Genomic DNA, 17,819 nt, shown 5'->3' on the forward strand with positions numbered 1-17,819 from the left:
CGCGGCGGGTCGCCGCCATCAGCCATGCCTCGCGCGACAGCTAGGCCGGCGGACCGGCGGTTCGGCCGCGGATCAGCTCGGTAGCCAGGACCTCCGCGACCGGCAGGCCCGACCGCGGCGGATTCAGCAGTAGCTCACCGGCCCGGCGGCCCTTCTGCAGGCTGGGCTGAGACACGGTGGTCAGCCCACGGCCGACCGCGTCGGGCACGCCGTCGAAGCCGGTGACGGTCATCTGCCCGGGCACGTAAATGCCATGTGCGCGAAGGTAATCCATGGCGGACAGGGCCAAGATGTCGGCCGTACACATCAGCGCGGTGATCCGCGGGTTGGCCTCCAGCGCCGCCTTGGCGGCGGCTCCACCGGAATCCGGCAGGTGCTCGTAGCTCTCCACCACGGTCAGCGCATCGGGGTCGACGCCGGCGGCCGTCATCGCCTCCCACACGCCGATGATGCGTTCGCGCTGCACGTCGAAGGCCGGCGACCGCAACCGGTCCGCGTCCACCAGCCCCTGCCGGCGGTCCCGGCCCAGCCGCATTGTCAGCAGCCCGATCTCGCGATGCCCGAGCCCGAGCACGTAGTCCGCCAGCTCGCGCATCGCCGCCCGGTCGTCGATGCCCACCCGGGACACACCGGCGAGCCCCTTCGGCTGGTCGACGACCACGACCGGCAACCGGCGCTGCAAGACGACCTGCAGGTACGGGTCCTCTTCGCAAACCGAATACACCACGAAGCCGTCCACACCGGCGCCGAGCACCGCGCCCGTCCCGTCCTGGATGCTGCGGCCGGGCCCGACGGCCACCAGCAACAGTCCCTGCCCCAGCTCTTCGCAGGACTGGGCGACCCCTGCGACGAAGTCCCGTGCCGCCGGGTCACTGAAGAAATAGGTCAGCGGTTCAGCCATCACCAGCCCGACCGCACCGGCCTTGCGGGTGCGCAGCGAGCGCGCCACCGGATCGGGGCCCGGGTAGCCCAGCCGCCTGGCCGTCGCCAGCACGCGCTCACGCAGGTCGGAGGAGAGCTGATCCGGCCGGTTGAAGGCGTTCGAGATCGTGGTGCGCGAAACCTTCAATTCGTCCGCCAACGACGCCAGAGTCGCACGCCGGCGCGGTGCGGGGCTCACAGTCGGTGACGCTACAGCGAATCCCCACCCGCGCCTAAGCGGCTTCCACTCGTCACTTTGTAATGGAAACGATTTTCATTAGTATTATGTGTCGGCCAGTCGGCCAGCGAGAGGACATCGGACGTGCGCATGGCGCTCAAGCGGGGACGAAGCGCGGCCGCCAACGCACCGCGTTGGCTGCCTGCCGTCCTGCTCCTGCTCGCTGCCGGCACCGCGCCCACCGGCTGCGCCAGCCCGGCGCATCCTCACGCGACCGCCGTGGTCGCCTCGACCGGGGTGTGGGGCAGCGTGGCCCGCGCCATCACCGGCCGTCGCGTCGCGGTCACCACCCTGCTGCCCGGCGGGGACACCGACCCACACTCCTACCAGGCCAGTCCATCGGACGCGGCCGCGATCACCGACGCCAGCCTGGTCGTCTACAACGGCGGCGGTTACGACCCGTGGGTCGACCAGGTGCTGGCCGGGCATCCCGGCGTGAAATCGATCGACGCCTATGCGTTCCTGAAAAACTCCGGCACCGCAGCGCAGCAGGCCAACGAGCACGTGTTCTACAACCTGGACGTCGCGAAATCGGTCGCGTTCGCCATCGCCGACCGCATGGCCGTCGTCGACCCGGTCCACGCCGCCGACTACCGCGCCAACGCCGCCGAATTCTGCCGCGGCGCCGACGGCATCGCCATCTCCGAACACGCCATCGCCAGCGCCTACCCCGGCACCGGGGTCATCACGACCGAACCTGTCGCGTACTACCTGCTGGCGGCGTCCGGCCTGGTCAACCGCACCCCGCAAGCCTTCACCGCGGCCAACGAGAACGAAACGGATCCCGCGCCGGCCGACATGGCCTTCGTCCTCGACCTGATCGACCACCGTCAGGTGTCGGCGGTGCTGATCAACCCGCAGACCTCGACCACCGCGATCAACGGCGTGCGGGACGCCGCGCGCCGCGCCGGCGTGCCGGTGACCGAGGTGAGCGAGACGCTGCCCGACGGGACCGATTACCTGAGCTGGCAGCGCAACACGGTCAACCAGCTGCTGACGGTGCTGCAGTCCGGCCGGTCAGTACAGCCGTGAGCCTCGATGCGGTTCCGGCCGTCGACCGCTACCGGGACACCGTCTCGCTGCGGGGGGCGCGGCTGGCGTTCGGTGACCGCGTGCTGTGGGATCACCTCGACCTGTCGGTGTCGCGCGGCGAGTTCATCGCCGTCCTCGGTCCCAACGGCAGCGGCAAGACGTCACTGCTCAAGGTGCTGCTGGGCCAGCTGTCGCTGTCCGCCGGGGTCGCACTGGTGGACGGAAAGCCGATGACCTCGGGCAGCGGACGCGTCGGCTACGTGCCGCAACACCGACCGATGGACCACGACGTGATGCTGCGTGGACGCGACCTGGTTCGGCTGGGCGTCGACGGACATCGTTGGGGCAGCGTGCCACGCAGATCCGCCGACCGGGCCCGCCGGCGCGCGGCCGTGCGCGAGGCGCTGCGACAGGTCAACGCCGAACACCTGGCCGACGTCCGGGTGGGGGTGATGTCGGGCGGCGAGCTGCAGCGGATTCGCATCGCGCAGGCGCTGGTCAGCGACCCGATGCTGCTGCTGTGCGACGAGCCGCTGCTGGCCCTGGACCCGGCGAACGCGAAGCTGGTGTCCGCCCTGATTGACCGCCGCCGCCGCGATGCGTCGACCACCGTCATCGTCGTCACCCACGACGTCAACCCGATCCTGTCCTACGTGGACCGGTTGATCTATCTGGTCGACGGACGATTCCGGATCGGCACCGTCGAAGAAGTGATGACCACGGAGACCCTGTCCATGCTGTATGGGGCCGACATCCAGGTGGTGAAGGTCAAAGACCGCTACGTGGTGGTGGGCGAGCCGACCGACTGGGCCCACCAGTGAACCCTCGGCTCACCGGCGTCCTGGCCCACCTGCTCGACTTCGACGTCACCGCCCACCTGCTCGGCCACGACTTCGTCCAGCAGGCCCTGCTCGCGGCCGCGCTGCTGGGGCTGGTGGCCGGGTTGATCGGACCGTTCATCGTGATGCGTCAGATGTCGTTCGCCGTGCATGGTTCCAGCGAATTGTCGTTGACGGGAGCGGCTTTCGCGCTGCTGGTCGGCGTCGAGGTGGGGGTGGGCGCACTGGTCGGCAGCGCTTTGGCGGCCGCGCTGTTCGGCGTTCTGGGGCGGCGGGCCCGCGAACGCGACTCGGTCATCGGCGTGGTGCTGGCCTTCGGCCTGGGCCTGGCGGTGCTGTTCATTTACCTCTACCCGGGCCGGACCGCGACCAGCTTCGCGCTGCTCACCGGGCAGATAGTCGGCGTCGGCTACACCGGGCTGAGCATGCTGGCGCTGGTATGCCTGCTCGTCATCGCCGTCATCGCGACGTGCTACCGCCCGCTGTTGTTCGCCACCGTCGATCCCGACGTCGCCGCGGCCCGCGGCGTGCCCGTTCGCGCGCTGGGCATCGTGTTCGCCGCACTGGTCGGCGTGGTGGCCGCTCAGGCCGTCCAGATCGTCGGGGCGCTGCTGGTGATGTCGTTGCTGATCACGCCGGCGGCCGCGGCCGCCCGAGTGGTGGCCTCGCCGGCGGCGGCGATGGTCGCCTCGGTCGTCTTCGCCGAGGTTTCCGCCGTCGGCGGCATCGTGCTGTCGCTGGCGCCGGGTGTCCCGGTGTCGGTCTTCGTCGCGGGGATTTCGTTCGCGATCTATCTGTTCTGCTGGCTGCTGGGACGACGGCGGGAAGTTGCCTCCTAAACTTGTCGGCACAGACGTCCGAAAGGCTCTGGTGCGTAGGCAACTCCCAATCCTCCTGCAGGCGGCGGTGTGCGCCCTCGCGGCCGGCTGCACCAGCATCGTCGGCGGTAACGCCGCGCCCGCGGACACCCGCGGTCCGCTCACGCAGGCCCCGGTGGCCGTCACCGCCCTGGACGGGCTGCTGCTCGACGACAGGAAGGTCAACGACATCCTGGGTGCGGGAATGCGAATCCGGTATCGCACCCAGGAGATGTGGGACTCCACCCAGACGTTCAGCGAGAAGAGCTGCTTGGCGATGGCCGGGCCCGCCCAGCAGGCCGTCTATGCGGACACCGGCTGGACCGCGGTGCGCGGCGAGCGACTGGACGACAGCTTCGACAATCCCAAGGTGCGCAACGACTCCGTCAATCAGGCCGTGATCGCCTACCCCACGGCCCGCCAGGCGAACGCGTTCTACGAGGCCTCGGTCAAGAGGTGGTCCGCCTGTGCCAACCGCCGCTTCGTCGACCATCCCGCCGGCCAGCCCGAGATCGCGTGGGCGGTGGCCGATTCCCATCAGGTCGGGGGCACGCTCAGCACGTCCGAAGAGCAGGTAGGCAGCGAGGACGGCTGGCGGTGCCAGCGCGCGCTGACCGCGCGCAACAACATCGTCATCGATGTGGCCGCCTGCGGCTCCTTCCTGCCCGGTGCGTCCGCGGTCGACGTTGCCCAACAGATCGCGGCCGCGGTCGTCACCCGATAGCGACGGGGAAGACGACCGCCTCTCCGGATGGCACTGGCGCCGCCCCATAAGCTGGGCGGGTGGCCCGCATCGACCTCAACGCCGACCTGGGGGAGGGTTTCGGCGTCTGGCGCCTCGGTGATGACGAGGCCATGCTGCGGATCGTCACCAGCGCCAACGTGGCGTGCGGGTTCCACGCCGGGGACCCAGCCGGATTGTTACGGGTCTGCCGGGCCGCCGCCGAGCGCGGCGTACGCATCGGGGCACAGGTGAGCTATCGCGACCTGGCCGGTTTCGGAAGGCGTTTCATCGACGTCGCCGCCGCCGACCTGGTCGCCGATGTGGTGTATCAGATCGGCGCGCTGCAGGCGGTCGCGCGCGCATCGGGTTCCGCGGTGTCGTACGTCAAACCCCATGGCGCGCTGTACAACACGATCGTGACCAACCGCGACCAGGCGGCCGCCGTCGCGGAGGCGGTGCGGCTGGTGGACCCCGCGCTGCCGGTGCTGGGCATGGCGGGCTCGGTGTTCTTCGACGAGGCCTCGCGCCGCGGCCTGCGCACGGTGGCCGAGGCCTTCGCCGACCGCGCCTACCGGGCGGACGGCCAGTTGGTGTCCCGCCGCGAACCCGGCGCGGTGCTGCACGACCCGGCGGCGATCGCCGACCGCGTGGTGGGCATGGTGGCCTCCGGTCGGGTCACCGCCGTTGACGGCACACCGATCGCGGTCAGCGTGGAATCGGTCTGCGTGCACGGCGATTCGCCCGGTGCGGTGCAGATCGCGACCGCCGTCCGCGACCGGCTCGCGGCCGCCGGCGTCGAGATCGGGGCGTTCGGCTGATGCGGCTGAAACTCGGCCGGCCCGACATCGGACGGTATGCGGATCGGTTCGACGCGCCCGGCGCCGAACCCGGATCCCTGTCGGTGACGTGGATGGGCGTGGCGACGTTGCTCATTGACGACGGGTCGTCGGCGCTGCTGACCGACGGCTACTTCTCCCGGCCGGGTCTCGCGCGGGTAGCCGCCGGCAGGGTGGCGCCGTCGCCGGCCCGCGTGGATGGTTGCCTGGCCCGGGCCAAGGTGTCCCGGCTGGAGGCCGTGATCCCGGTACACACGCACATCGACCACGTGCTGGATTCCGCGTTGGTCGCCGACCGCACCGGGGCACGACTGGTCGGTGGCCGGTCGGCGGCCAACGTCGGGCGCGGATACGGACTTGCCGAGGACCGGCTCGTCGTCGCCGCCAGCGGCGAGCCGATTGCGTTGGGCGCCTTTGACGTAACGCTGGTCGAATCGCATCACTGCCCGCCGGACCGGTTTCCCGGCATGATCGAGGCGCCGGTGACCCCGCCGGTCAGGGCGTCCGCATATCGCTGCGGGGAGGCCTGGTCGACGCTGGTGCACCACCGCCCGTCGGGCCGGCGGCTGCTGATCCAGGGCAGCGCCGGTTTCGTCAAGGGCGCGCTGGCGGGCCACCGCGCCGAAGCCGTCTATCTGAGCGCCGGGCAGCTGGGCCTGCAACCGAGGCCGTACCTGGTCGACTACTGGACCGAGACCGTGCGCGCGGTGGGCGCGCGCCGGGTGATCCTCATTCACTGGGATGACTTCTTCCGGCCGCTGTCAAAGCCGCTGCGGGCCTTGCCCTATGCGGGCGATGACCTGGACTCCTCGATCCGCATCCTCGACGAGTTGGCCGCAGCAGACGGTGTCGCGCTGCACCTGCCGACGGTGTGGCGGCGCGAAAACCCCTGGGCCTGAATACATTGAACCTGACCCTTGCGCTGGTGCTGCTCGCTGCCGTCCTGGCCTTCGCCGTCGTGCGCCCGAGGGGCTGGCCGGAGGCGGCGGCGGCGGTCCCCGCGGCCCTCGTCCTGATCGCGGTGGGCGCCATATCGGTGCATCAGGCGTTCGAGGAGGTGGCCGGTCTTTCGGGGGTGGTCGGCTTCCTGGGCGCGGTGCTGGTGCTGGCCAAGCTGTGCGACGACGAGGGCCTGTTCGAGGCGGCGGGTGCGGCGATGACGCGCGGACGCGTCGGGTCGCGCGGCCTGCTGCTGCGGGTTTTCGCCATCGCCGCCATGATCACCGCGGTTCTGAGCCTGGACACCGCGGTGGTGTTGCTGACCCCGGTCGTGCTGGCCGGCGTCCGCCGGCTGCGAACCCCGGTGCGGCCCTACGCCTTTGCCACCGCGCACCTGGCCAACGGCGCTTCCCTGCTGCTGCCGGTGTCCAACCTGACCAACCTGTTGGCGTTTCACACCGCCGGCCTTTCGTTCACGCGGTTCACCTTGTTGATGGCGTTGCCGTGGGTGGGCGCGGTGGTCACGCTGTATGCAGTATTCCGCTGGTTTTTCGCCGCCGACCTGCGCGTGCAGCCGCACCCTGAGCAACCCGGGCCGGCGCCGCGGCCGCCGGTGTTCGTGTTGGCGGTGGTCGGGCTGACGCTGGCCGGCTTCGCGGTCGCCCAGTCCATCGGGGTGGCCCCCGCCTGGGTGGCGCTCGCCGGCGCCGCGGCCCTGGCCGTGCGCAGCCTTAGCCGCGGGCACACGTCGGTGGTGGACATCGCGCGCTCGGCGCACGTGTCGTTCCTGGTGTTCGTGCTCGCGCTGGGCGTCGTCGTGCGGGCGGTCATGCTCAACGGCATGGACAAAGCGATGTCGGCAGTGCTGCCGGCCGGTTCGACGCTGCCCGCACTGCTCGCCATCGCCGCGGTGGCCGCGGTGCTGGCCAACGTCGTGAACAACCTGCCCGCCACCCTGGTGCTGCTGCCACTGGTCGCGCCGAGCGGACCGGTCGCGATCCTGGCCGTCCTGCTCGGGGTCAACATCGGACCCAACCTGACCTACGTCGGGTCACTGTCGAACCTGTTGTGGCGGCGCGTGCTTCGCCAGCACGATGTGGACGCTGGAGTCGGGGAATACACCCGCCTCGGGCTGTGCACCGTGCCCGTGTCGCTGGTGGTCGCGGTCGTCGCGCTCTGGGTGTCGGCGCGGGTGCTCGGCGTTTAACCCCGGTGGTATGCCCGAGCTGCTCCCGGGCCTCCGCGCGCGGTTGGTGCAAGGGGGCACCCGTGAGACAGATTGAAGATCCCCAGGTCAGCGGACGCCGCAGCTGGCACAAAAGCCGCCCCTGACACCGCCGCCACTTAACGCTGTGTCAATATCGCTCTTCTTTGCTGGTAAAGACCCTATTCTTTGCGCATCGGGGAGTCGGGACCCGGATGGGCGGTGCTGGCATGACGGCTGCTGAAGTGGCATGCGTGGCATGCGGCACAGAACTGCGCCAGAATGCGAAATTCTGCGACGCCTGCGGGTCGCCGTTGACCGGGTCGGACACCCGCGCCGAGTACAAGCAGGTGACGGTGTTGTTCGCCGATGTGGTGCACTCGATGGACATCGCCGCAGCGGTAGGTACAGAGCGGTTGCGCGAGATCATGTCCGAATTGGTTGTCCGGTCCTCGGCGGCGGTGCAGCGCTACGGCGGGACGGTGGACAAGTTCACGGGCGACGGGATCATGGCGATCTTTGGGGCACCGGCTGCGTTGGAAGACCACGCATTACGCGCCTGCCTGGCCGCGGTGGACATCCAGCGGGAGGTGGAGCGCCTGGCAGCCGAGGTGGACCACGGGGATGGCGTGACGCTGGAGCTGCGAGTCGGGCTCAATTCCGGTGAGGTGATTGCGGGCAAGATGGGCTCGGACCCTGCCGGTTACACGGCTGTCGGGCAGGAAGTCGGAATGGCGCAACGCATGGAATCCGTGGCGCCACCCGGCGGGGTGATGCTTAGCGAGTCGACCGCGCGGCTCGTCGAGGCCTCCGTATTGTTGGGTGAGCTTGAGGCAGTGTGCATCAAGGGTTTCAGCACACCAGTGGGCGCACGCCGGCTGCTCGCACCAATCACGGAAACCAGGCACCCAGCCAGGTGGCGGTCGAAGCTGGTGGGTCGCGACATGGAGCTCGGCACCCTCGCCGGGTTACTCGATCAGGCGAAAGACGGCAACGGCCGCGTGGTCCGGCTGGTAGGACCGCCTGGGATCGGCAAAAGTCGGTTAGTGCTCGAGACAACCGCGATTGCGACCGAGCGCGGCGTCGAGGTCTACACGACCTACTGTGAATCCCACACCAGCGACATCCCATTCCACGTAGCGACTCGACTCATCCGGGATGTGTTTTCGATCGGTGGTCTCGGACCGGATGCGGCGCGCGCAAGGATTCGCGCCAGCCTGCCGGAGGCTGATCCTGAAGACCTGTTGTTGCTGGACGATCTGCTCGGCGTCTCTGATCCCGGCGCCTCGTTGCCGGTCGTTCATCCCGCCGCGCGCACGCGCCGGTTGACGTCATTGCTCAATGCGGCCGCGGTCGCTCGGACGTCTCCGGCGATTTTCGTGATCGAGGACGCGCATTGGATCGATCAGATCAGCGAGGCGATGTTCACCGAGTTCGCTAAAGCAGTGCCGCTGACGCGCGTGCTTTTGTTTATCACTTACCGGCCGGAGTATCACGGGCCGCTGGACCGGTTGCCGGGCTCACATCCCATTTCGCTTTCGCCGCTTCGGGATTCCGCTTCCACGGAACTTGTTAACGAATTGCTCGGGTCAGATCCATCGGTCAACGAGTTCGTCGAGCAAGTTACTCAACGCGCCGCGGGCAATCCGTTCTTCGCCGAAGAGATCGTGCGTGACCTGGCCGAGCGGGGAGTGGTGGGCGGCGAGCCTGGCGCTTATGTGTCGCAACACCACCCCACGGACCTGCGTGTCCCGGCCTCGCTGCAAGCTGCCATAGCCGCCCGCATCGATCGCCTCGGTGCGGCGGGAAAACGCTCGTTGAACGCCGCGGCGGTCATCGGACTCCGATTCGAGTCGGACCTGCTCGCCGGCATCGCGGAAGGCATCGAGCTACGAGACCTGGTCGAAGCTGAACTCATCGACCAGGTCGGGGTCACACCCGGACAGGAATACGCCTTTCGGCATCCGCTGATCCGCACGGTGGCCTACGAATCTCAACTCAAGGCGGATCGCTCTCGGCTGCACCGCAACCTGGCCACGGCGATCGAAGAACGCGATCCGAAATCGTGCGACGCGAACGCAGCGCTTATTGCTGAGCATCTCGAGGCGGCTGGAGACCTCAGCGCGGCGTGGAATTGGCACATGCGTGCCGGCGCATGGGCCCAGTCCCGCGATGTGCGGGCTGTGTATACGAGTTGGCAGCGGGCTCGCGACGTTGCCGACCGCCTTCCCGTCAACGAGCCCGACGGGTCCGCGATGCGGATAGCACCGCGAATGCTGATTTGCGGTAACAGCTGGAGACTCGGTATCAGTCTCGAGGAAGCCGGATTTGACGAACTTCGTCAGCTCTGCACCGCTGTTGGAGATGATCTGTCGCTGGCGCGCGGAACGGCCGGCATGCTGATGATGTTGTTGCTTCACAACAAGTTTCGCGAGGCGGCTGCTGGCGCATCGGAATGCGCCAGATTAATCGAGACGCGCGTTGAGCCGGCGCTGGTTCTCGATGTCATCTGCGCAGCAAGCAATGCCAAGTATCAAGCCGGTGAGGTCGTCGAAGGATTGCGGTTGGCCCAGTTGGCCGTCGATGCGTCCGGTGGTGATCCGACCAGGCCAAGCACGATCCTCAGGGTTCCGGTGGCTCTCGCATTGGCGTTTCGTGGACTGAACCGACTGTGCCATGGACTGCCTGGCTTTCGTGACGACCTCGACGAGGCCGCCTCGATGGGCCGGGCGTCGGGGGACACGCTGAACTACTCCACGTCCCTTTTTTGGAAGTACGGCTTTCCTGTTCTCAATGGTGCCGTACTACCCGATCAGATGGCCGTCCAGGAGACCGCCGAAGTGCTGGAGATGGCCAAGCGTTCCGGTGACGACTACGCAGCGGATCGCGCGCGAATAATTCGCGGCCTCATACTCGTTCGCCGGCGGGGTCAGCGGGCAGCTGGCTTGAAGCTGCTCAACTCGTTCGGCGAGGACTCGTCGCAGAACGACCTGTCAGCGTGGTGGCTGCGGCTCGTTGACACCGATATCGCGAAGGAAAAGGCCAGAGTAGGCGACCTCGATGTAGCGATTGCGTTGGCACGCGATGCTGTGGACTTCAGATTCACCTCAGGGGACATGACCTCTCGTGGGCCTGCCGTCACGGTGCTGGTGGAATCACTGCTCGGGCGAGGCACCGAGTCCGACATCACCGAGGCCGCTGCGGCTATCGAGACGTTAGCGGCGGTTCCGGTCGACCCGGGCTTCGTGCTGCACGAACTGCCCCTGCTGAGACTTCGTGCCCTGCTGGCTCAGGCTCGCGGCAACGACGCTGGATACCGATCATTCGCGAACCGGTATTGCGCGATGGCCAATGGCCTTGGCTTCGAAGGGCATATGGCGATTGCAGAGGCGATGACATGACCACAGCCCGAGTTGGCATCCAGTTGGACACAGACATGAGACCAACCGCAAAGCCGCATGCCTGGTTGATGCTACGAACCGGAACTTCTGTTCTTGGAGCTATTAGGGGTGGGAGATGCCGCTTTCCGAGCTCATGATCGATACCGTTCTCGGGCGCCTACACGTCGAAGTCGAAGGTGAAGGATCTGTTGCGGTGCTGTGGCACAGCCTGTTCGTCGATTCCCGCTCCTGGTCGCGGCTACGCGGGCTGCTTCGAGAAGACCGACGCCTAGTCCTCATCGATGGCCCTGGCCACGGGAAAAGTGGTTATCCGACAGCAGATTTCGATCTCGACGATTGTGCCAAGGCGGCTACCGAGGTACTCGACGCCTTGGGTGTGCAAAAGCCCGTCGACTGGTTAGGTAACGCATGGGGAGGCCACGTCGGGCTCACGCTGGCCGCCAGTTCACCGGACTGGTGCCGCAGCGTGGCAACGATCTCTACCCCGGTGCAAGCGCTCAGCCGCCGCGAACGGATGACGATCGTGCCGATGGTGTGGGCCTATCGCTACGTCGGTGCCGCTCCCCCGCTCACGAATGCGGTTGCAGTCGCCATCCTCGGCAAGGAATTCATGCGGTCGCAGCCCGATGACGCCGCCGCCGTGATGCAGGCATTCCGCGGCGCGCCCCGAGCCGGCATGCATCGCGCCATGAAGTCGATCATGTTGAACAGGCCGGGTCTTGATCCCCTGCTACCGCGCATCGACACTCCGACCGTGATGATGGTGACGACCGCGGACCCGATCCTTCCGGTCGCACAGATCCACAACGCGGTGGCTCAGATGCCTGCCGCGCGAGCCGTCGAGCTATGCGGTGAGGGCCATGTGGCCCCGATCATGACGCAGGTCGACGAACTGGTGGAGATCATTAGGGCGTTCTGGCGCGACCCGCGGGATTACGTCGCAACCGGGTCACTCTGATCTGGTGTCTAGGAGCACGAGCAGACGCAGCCCCGGCGTTTGAGCGAGTCTGCGTCTGCTCGCTTGGTAACCGCCACCACTGTGGCGGCTGGCGATTCAGCTGATCGAATCTCTGAACTCCACGCCTTCCTGCAGCGCCTGAGCAGCTTGGGCCATGTCGACGACGGGATAGATCTGGTATTCGGCGATCATGGCGAATTTGCTTGTGGTGTCTGCCAAGTCAGCCGGGTTGTCAGTTTCCACCACGGCGAATCCGCCACTGCCATCCACTCGACCAAGGAACTGGTGATACGTCGAGCTCTGAGGCTGCGTCCACTTCGAGAACACGGCCAACCCGCGCCGCAAGGACTCTTCGTTCTCGGCTGCCGAGCCGCTCACACGGTAGGTCCACGCCAGTACATACTTCATTGCATCCTCCTTGGGATTTCGTTGGTTTTGACGGGGCCTGGGGTCCGCGCACGGACACGGGCGCGGATGGGCGCGGCGGCAACCACCGTGAACGGTGTTGCCAGCGGGAAGTCTTCGTCGAGCGATTCGATCTCGGCCGCGCGAATCATCGTCGCGAGTGCGAGTGTGGCCTCCAGCATCGCGAACTGGTCGCCGACGCATGACCGCGGACCGCCGCCGAAGGGGAGGTACTGCCAACGGCTTCGACCTCTCGACCGTTCCGGAAGGAACCGGTCCGGGTCGAAACGCAGCGGGTCCTCCCATAGCGCGGGGTCGCGGTGCAGCGCGTAAAAGCTCACCAGCGCCATGGTTTCGGCCTCGACCCGATGGCCGTCCACGACGATGTCGCGGGTGGGGCAGCGCATCGTTCCCGCCGCGGGCGGACACAACCGCAGCGCTTCGTGCAACACGCGCACGGTCAGGGTGAGCTCGGGCACATCGTCTGGGGTCAGCGCCCGCTCACCCAGCGCGGAGACCTCCGCGCGGACCTGCTCCTGGATGTCGCGGTGGCGCCCCAACGACCACAACGCGTAGGTCAGGGTGGTCGAAGTGGTGTCGTGGCCGGCGAGCATGAACAGCACCAGCTCGTGGCAGATCTCATCGTCGGACAACGGCCGGTCGGTCTCTGGATCGATCGCCTCGATGAGGGCGCGCACTAAGGGGGCATCTAGATCGGGGTCGACACGAACCGCGTTCAGAATCTCGGCCGCCAGCTGGTGCAGGGTGTCGTTGGCCCGGCGAGCGGCGCGCTGGCCTCTGGTGGGCAGCCACCGCGGCGGGTTCACCGGCCGAGCCGCGCGGTCGGCAACCCATGTCAGTGAAGCGCGCAATGCACGACCCACTTCGTCGGCGCGCTCATCGAGGTCAACCCCGAGCACCGAGCGCCCCAGTGCGCGCAGGGTCAGCTTGCGGCACTCCGTATCGAGGTCCAAGAGCGCGCCGCCTCGCCAACCGTCGGCGACGGATTGCGCCGCCGCGGCCATGTGTCCCGAATAGCCGGCCACCCGTCGCTTGGTGAACATCGGCTGCAGCGCGCGTCGTCGCGGTAGCCAGCGGTCGTGCGGAAGGTCGAGTAAGTTGCCGCCCATCAGCGCGAGCAGCTCCACCATGGTGCGGGTACGGCCCCGGTCGGCGATCTCGTCGGTGCGGCCCAACAGATCACGCGCGCCTTGCGGGCTGGCAATCAATACCACGTTCGGTAACAGCCACTTCGGACCGAGCACGAGCCGGGTGATGGGGCCGCCGGCGTCCACCAGCGCTTGCATGCCGTCGACATAAGACCGCACCGCCTTAACCTGCCGCCAATACGGGAGCGGGTTCTTCGGCGCCAGCGAGCGCGGCCTGACTTCAGATTGTTCGAGCATCTCGACCATGCCGACTCCTTTGTCGAATGGCACGGTATTGCCGAATCAGGTGCGTTCACATGCGTAGTCGGCTACTCGACTTCGCGAGTATTTGGGCTCAGCCCGTCCCGCAGTCACCCGGCCCGGATCTGACGATCGACGCCAACGCCTCGCGTGATTGAGCCCCAACCCGCTGGCACGCCCGGTAGACGTGTCCTTCTACAGTGCGCACCGACATCACCAACTTCTCGGCGATCTGGCGGTTTGAGAGGCCGGCCACGACGAGCTCGACGACATCGCGCTGGCGGCCCGACAACTTAAGGCCCGTCGGCGTGCGCAGCGCCGGCGTGCATAAACCGCCACATTTTTGGGCCAACTCCTTGGCCAACGCCGCGGCATACAGTCCGCGCCTGTGCTGCTGGCTTTCGTTGAACGCGACCGAAGCCTGCGCCGCCGCGTCAGCGGCCGCGGCCCGATCACCGATCTGCCGGTACGCTGCCGACGCCTCCAGCAGGCCTTCGCCATCACCTGAGAGCAGGCTTTCCGCATGCAGGGCAACAGCGTTGGCCAGCGGCAGCGACAACGCCGCGGCTAGCTCGCGTGCCCGCACCGCCTGTGAGGCGTCGCCCCATTGGGCCGCGACCTGTATGCAGGCCAGCTCATGGGTGGGCTGGCCGCGCTCGCGGGCAAGCTGAGCAGCCTGGTGGGCGCTCGTCACGGCCTCGCTGAGACGACCGCTTGCTGCCAACGCCCAACCGCTAGCCAGCGACAGGGCGGTGTGCATGAACAAAAAGTCAGGCGGCACACACGACCGCGCCCCAGCTACAGCGTCGTTGGCCTCGGTGGGTTGTCCGAGCTTGGCGTGGGCCTCAGCCAGGGCGAAGTAGCTCGCCGCGCGCAAACCCGTTGTGACGGAGTGTTTTTCCACCCCGGCAAGCGCTTCGTGCACCAGTCGGGCCGCCTCGGCGACGGCACCGCGCACCAGTTCGGCGTTCCCCAGCAGGAGCGCCAGGTTCGCATACGCCAGACCCGGAATGTCGCGGGCGGAGTCGGCCAGTTGCTCTGCCGTGGTGACGAATTCGTCGATGCGCCCGGTCAATCGGCAGGCACGACCGTAAACAGCCCCGAACCAAAACCGCATATGGGACGCCTGGAACGACGTCGTCGTGCGCCGCAGCGCCTGCTCGGCCACGTCCGCGAGCTCATCGACCTCCCCCAGCGCACCCATCGCCATGATCAGCGCAAGCGATGCCATCATCGCGTGAAAGCCTGGTAGGGCTTCGAAACTCAATGCGGCCCGGGCCCGTTCGGCCGCAAGCGCGCAGCGCGCGGACATCGCGTCCAGGCAGGCCTGGACGGCCAGACGCTCCGCCGCCTGTGCCGGGGTCTCGGGGCTCGCGGCGAGACCGTCCAGGATCGCCGCAGCGGCTTGCGGGTTACCGAGCATCCAGGCCAGGTTGGCGGCCCGCACCGTCGCCCAGTGATGGCCGTCAGCCAAAACGGTGCCAGCCATGTCGCGCAATTCGGTCTCGGCCTCCTCGCCACGTCCGAGCAGCACCAGGTTCATTGCCAGCACCCCGGCCGCTCCGGGTGCCCCGGCTTGCGAAGCCGCAGTGGCGAACCGGTCAGCCAGATCCAGATCCAGCAGCGTCATGGCGTGCCGCGCCGACTCCAGATAAAGGTCGGGGTCGGGATCAAGGTCCGATTGGAGCCTCAGCAGCGCGCGCCGCACGGTCGCCTGCATGTCGGCGTCACCGTCTTTGGTCAGCCGGGTCACCAGCCTGCCCCTGATTCCCGACAGATACATCTCGCCGGCGCTCGCGCGGCGCAGCTCACCGAACAGCGGGTGCGCCAGCCTGGCCGTCAGGCCGCCACCGGAGCGCTCGACGTTCACCAGACCCATGCTCTCGGCGACCGTCAGGTCGCGCCGGCGCGCCAAATCGCACAGCGCATCGACGGCCAACGGCTCGCACTGCGACAGCGTGTCTACCACGAGTGCCACTCCCGGGCTGAGCCGACCCATCTGGCGCGCGACGGTGTCCGACAGGCTCGCCGAGACCGCGACGTCGCCGTCCCACATCCACACCCCGGCCAATTTGCGCATCCGCCCGGCCGCTATCTGATCGCTTAGTAGCTGCTGGAGGAACAAGGTATTTCCCCCGGTCAGCTTCCGGAACCTCGCCGCACTTCGGGCGTCGACTGGACCGCCAAGCGTGCTCTCGATCAGTTGGCGTGTTGCGCCGGCGGAAAGCGGTTCGAGATCGATGCGCGCCAGCAGCCCGTCCTTCCACAACGCCGTCACGGCGTCGGGCTCCGCACCGCCGGTTCGTAGCGTTACCACCAGCCGGGCCCCGCCCGACTGCGCCAACTGGTGAACAACAAGGGCGGACAACCCGTCGAGCAGGTGAGCGTCATCGATTCCGACCATCACACGAGCCCGATGCTGTTGCGCGACAAACGAATCGATCACTCGGCGCACGTTTGCCAGTGGATCCGACATCGCATCGCCGAGCGCCCCGATGAACGCCCCCAGCGGTAGCGCACAAGCCGACTCTGTGCCGACGATCCACTTTGTCCGCTCACCGGACGCCTCGGCGCAGCGGAGCACTTCGCGGGCCAGCCTGGTCTTGCCCACACCGGCGGCTCCGGCGATCACTACGCCGGAGTGCTTGCCAGCCCCGTTCAATGCGCGGCGAATGATCGCTAATTCAGTGTCACGCCCGGTCAACGGCTCTCCGCTGATCACGCGGCGACTATAGCGGTGCGGCGGTGTCACGCGGGCGGCTTTCTCGACGTTTCGTGGCACCGATTTATACCCTGTAGACCCTTTGCTGAAGTCAGCTGACGTTGGTGCCGAGGAGGCGCTGCTCGAAGAGATCCGCGCCGCGGGCCGTCCCGCCGGTGGCCTTGAATCCGGCCGCCACCCGTTTCGCACCGTGGGTCATCGTCATCGCTTCCCGCACTTTGGTGCGCAGCCGCGACGGTGAGAGTTTCTTTGCCGGCAGGCGGGTACCGCACTGGGCCACCTCGACGCGCCGCGCAACCTCGAGCTGGTCGCGACCGTATGGAACGACGCACACCGGTATGCCACGGGCGAGCGCCTTTTGAGTTGCGCCCATCCCGCCGTGCGTCACGGCACACACCGCCCGGTCCAGCACCAAGCCGTGCGGGATGAATTGCAGCACGGTTGCGTTGCGCGTCGACGCTACTTCGTCCGGTCGCCCGGCGGGCAAGGTCGCGACCACATGCACCGGCTCGTCCTTCAGTGCGGCGAGCGCGGTCCGGATCAGGTTGGTGTCCGCTTGTTTCTCCGATGAGGTGGTGACCAGCACTATCGGCTGGTCGATTGAGGCCAGCCAATCGGGGACGGTGTGCGGCCCGGGGTCGACCACGCATGGACCGATCAGCTGCACCGCATCACCCCAATCCGTTTGCGGGTACTGGAACGGCTTGCCGCTGGCGACCAGCAGCAGCGGTGCGCGGCGCAAGAACTCGTCCATCGACGCGACCGACCGCAATTCGAGATCCGCACGAATCCCGTTGATCGGTGGGAGCATCACCCGCTGCAGCGGACCCTCCACCGCGATGCGCACGGCGGCATCGCGCAACCGGCCCAACGCGCCCGACATCGGCCTGAGACCCGGGCCGAACGGTGGCACGCCGGGCGACCGCAGTGGCGGCGTGTACGGCACGAAACATGCCCAGGGGATCTCACCGGTTTCGGCCGCCGACAGCGCCCCCCAGCAGTTCACGTCGACGAGCAGTGCATCTGGACCAACCCGCGCTATCGCGTCCCCGAGATCGGCGACTTCGTGCACGGCACGCCGGCCAAAGCTCGCAACTCCACGCTTGAGGGCGACCAGAGGATTGGCCGTCACCTCGCTGTCCCCGAGCTCGATCGCCTCGATGCGCGGATCGATCGCATCCGCCGTGAAGCCGAGCTTTCGCCCGATGTCTACACCGCTTGAGAGTGTCCGCACATAAATCCCGTGCCCACGGCTCGACAGCTCCGATAACAGCGCGCTCATCGGCAATAGGTGCCCCAGCGCGGGCGAGGTGTACGCCAGGATCGTCGCCACT

At 67.6% G+C, this 17,819-nt stretch carries 14 protein-coding genes; 9 read left to right on the forward strand and 5 right to left on the reverse strand.

The window, feature by feature from the left end; all coding sequences use genetic code 11:
• Positions 1-40 precede the first annotated feature (40 nt).
• Positions 41-1,120: a LacI family DNA-binding transcriptional regulator gene (locus tag A5756_RS18255; RefSeq protein ID WP_066955388.1), complete on the reverse strand. Its 1,080-nt coding sequence runs from the start codon at positions 1,118-1,120 to the stop codon at positions 41-43.
• 129 nt (positions 1,121-1,249) lie between these two features.
• Here A5756_RS18255 and A5756_RS18260 point away from each other — a divergent pair, with 129 nt between their 5' ends.
• The 9 genes from A5756_RS18260 (at position 1,250) to A5756_RS18300 (ending at position 11,949) form a co-directional block, all read left to right on the forward strand.
• Positions 1,250-2,191: a metal ABC transporter solute-binding protein, Zn/Mn family gene (locus A5756_RS18260; protein ID WP_066955390.1), complete on the forward strand. Its 942-nt coding sequence runs from the start codon at positions 1,250-1,252 to the stop codon at positions 2,189-2,191.
• Positions 2,188-3,012, forward strand: a complete 825-nt coding sequence (locus tag A5756_RS18265; RefSeq protein WP_066955392.1) for a metal ABC transporter ATP-binding protein — start codon at positions 2,188-2,190, stop codon at positions 3,010-3,012. The genes A5756_RS18260 and A5756_RS18265 overlap by 4 nt, the downstream gene beginning before the upstream one ends.
• Complete coding sequence (locus A5756_RS18270) at positions 3,009-3,869, forward strand: metal ABC transporter permease (protein WP_066955395.1); 861 nt, start codon at positions 3,009-3,011, stop codon at positions 3,867-3,869. The genes A5756_RS18265 and A5756_RS18270 overlap by 4 nt, the downstream gene beginning before the upstream one ends.
• 31 nt (positions 3,870-3,900) lie before the next feature.
• Positions 3,901-4,611 carry a sensor domain-containing protein gene (locus A5756_RS18275; protein ID WP_232005358.1) on the forward strand — a complete coding sequence of 237 codons (711 nt, stop codon included), beginning with the start codon at positions 3,901-3,903 and terminating at the stop codon, positions 4,609-4,611.
• Positions 4,612-4,670: 59 nt separating this feature from the next.
• Positions 4,671-5,429: a LamB/YcsF family protein gene (locus A5756_RS18280; protein ID WP_066955398.1), complete on the forward strand. Its 759-nt coding sequence runs from the start codon at positions 4,671-4,673 to the stop codon at positions 5,427-5,429.
• A complete protein-coding gene (locus A5756_RS18285; RefSeq protein WP_066955401.1) occupies positions 5,429-6,346 on the forward strand; it encodes an MBL fold metallo-hydrolase in 918 nt (305 codons plus the stop codon). Before A5756_RS18280 ends, A5756_RS18285 begins: the two co-directional genes overlap by 1 nt.
• Before the next feature lie 5 nt (positions 6,347-6,351).
• A complete protein-coding gene (locus tag A5756_RS18290) occupies positions 6,352-7,593 on the forward strand; it encodes an SLC13 family permease (RefSeq protein ID WP_066955984.1) in 1,242 nt (413 codons plus the stop codon).
• Positions 7,594-7,820: 227 nt separating this feature from the next.
• Positions 7,821-10,991 (forward strand): adenylate/guanylate cyclase domain-containing protein, encoded by a 3,171-nt coding sequence (locus A5756_RS18295; protein WP_066955404.1) that lies wholly within the window; start codon positions 7,821-7,823, stop codon positions 10,989-10,991.
• A gap of 115 nt (positions 10,992-11,106) precedes the next feature.
• On the forward strand, positions 11,107-11,949 hold the full coding sequence (locus A5756_RS18300) for an alpha/beta fold hydrolase (protein WP_066955407.1): 843 nt from the start codon (positions 11,107-11,109) through the stop codon (positions 11,947-11,949).
• Between the two features lie 96 nt (positions 11,950-12,045).
• Here A5756_RS18300 and A5756_RS18305 read toward each other — a convergent pair whose 3' ends face one another.
• The 4 genes from A5756_RS18305 to A5756_RS18320 form a co-directional block, all read right to left on the reverse strand.
• Positions 12,046-12,357: a DUF3303 domain-containing protein gene (locus A5756_RS18305; RefSeq protein ID WP_066955410.1), complete on the reverse strand. Its 312-nt coding sequence runs from the start codon at positions 12,355-12,357 to the stop codon at positions 12,046-12,048.
• Positions 12,354-13,769 (reverse strand): cytochrome P450, encoded by a 1,416-nt coding sequence (locus A5756_RS18310; protein WP_066955413.1) that lies wholly within the window; start codon positions 13,767-13,769, stop codon positions 12,354-12,356. Before A5756_RS18310 ends, A5756_RS18305 begins: the two co-directional genes overlap by 4 nt.
• Before the next feature lie 88 nt (positions 13,770-13,857).
• A complete protein-coding gene (locus A5756_RS18315; protein ID WP_066955416.1) occupies positions 13,858-16,485 on the reverse strand; it encodes a LuxR C-terminal-related transcriptional regulator in 2,628 nt (875 codons plus the stop codon).
• A gap of 91 nt (positions 16,486-16,576) precedes the next feature.
• Positions 16,577-17,818, reverse strand: coding sequence for a glycosyltransferase (locus A5756_RS18320; RefSeq protein ID WP_066955419.1), 1,242 nt, complete (start codon positions 17,816-17,818; stop codon positions 16,577-16,579).
• Between the last annotated feature and the right edge of the window lies 1 nt (position 17,819).

Origin of the sequence: Mycobacterium sp. 852002-53434_SCH5985345, assembly GCF_001667155.1 — a bacterium.
Lineage (GTDB): Bacteria > Actinomycetota > Actinomycetes > Mycobacteriales > Mycobacteriaceae > Mycobacterium.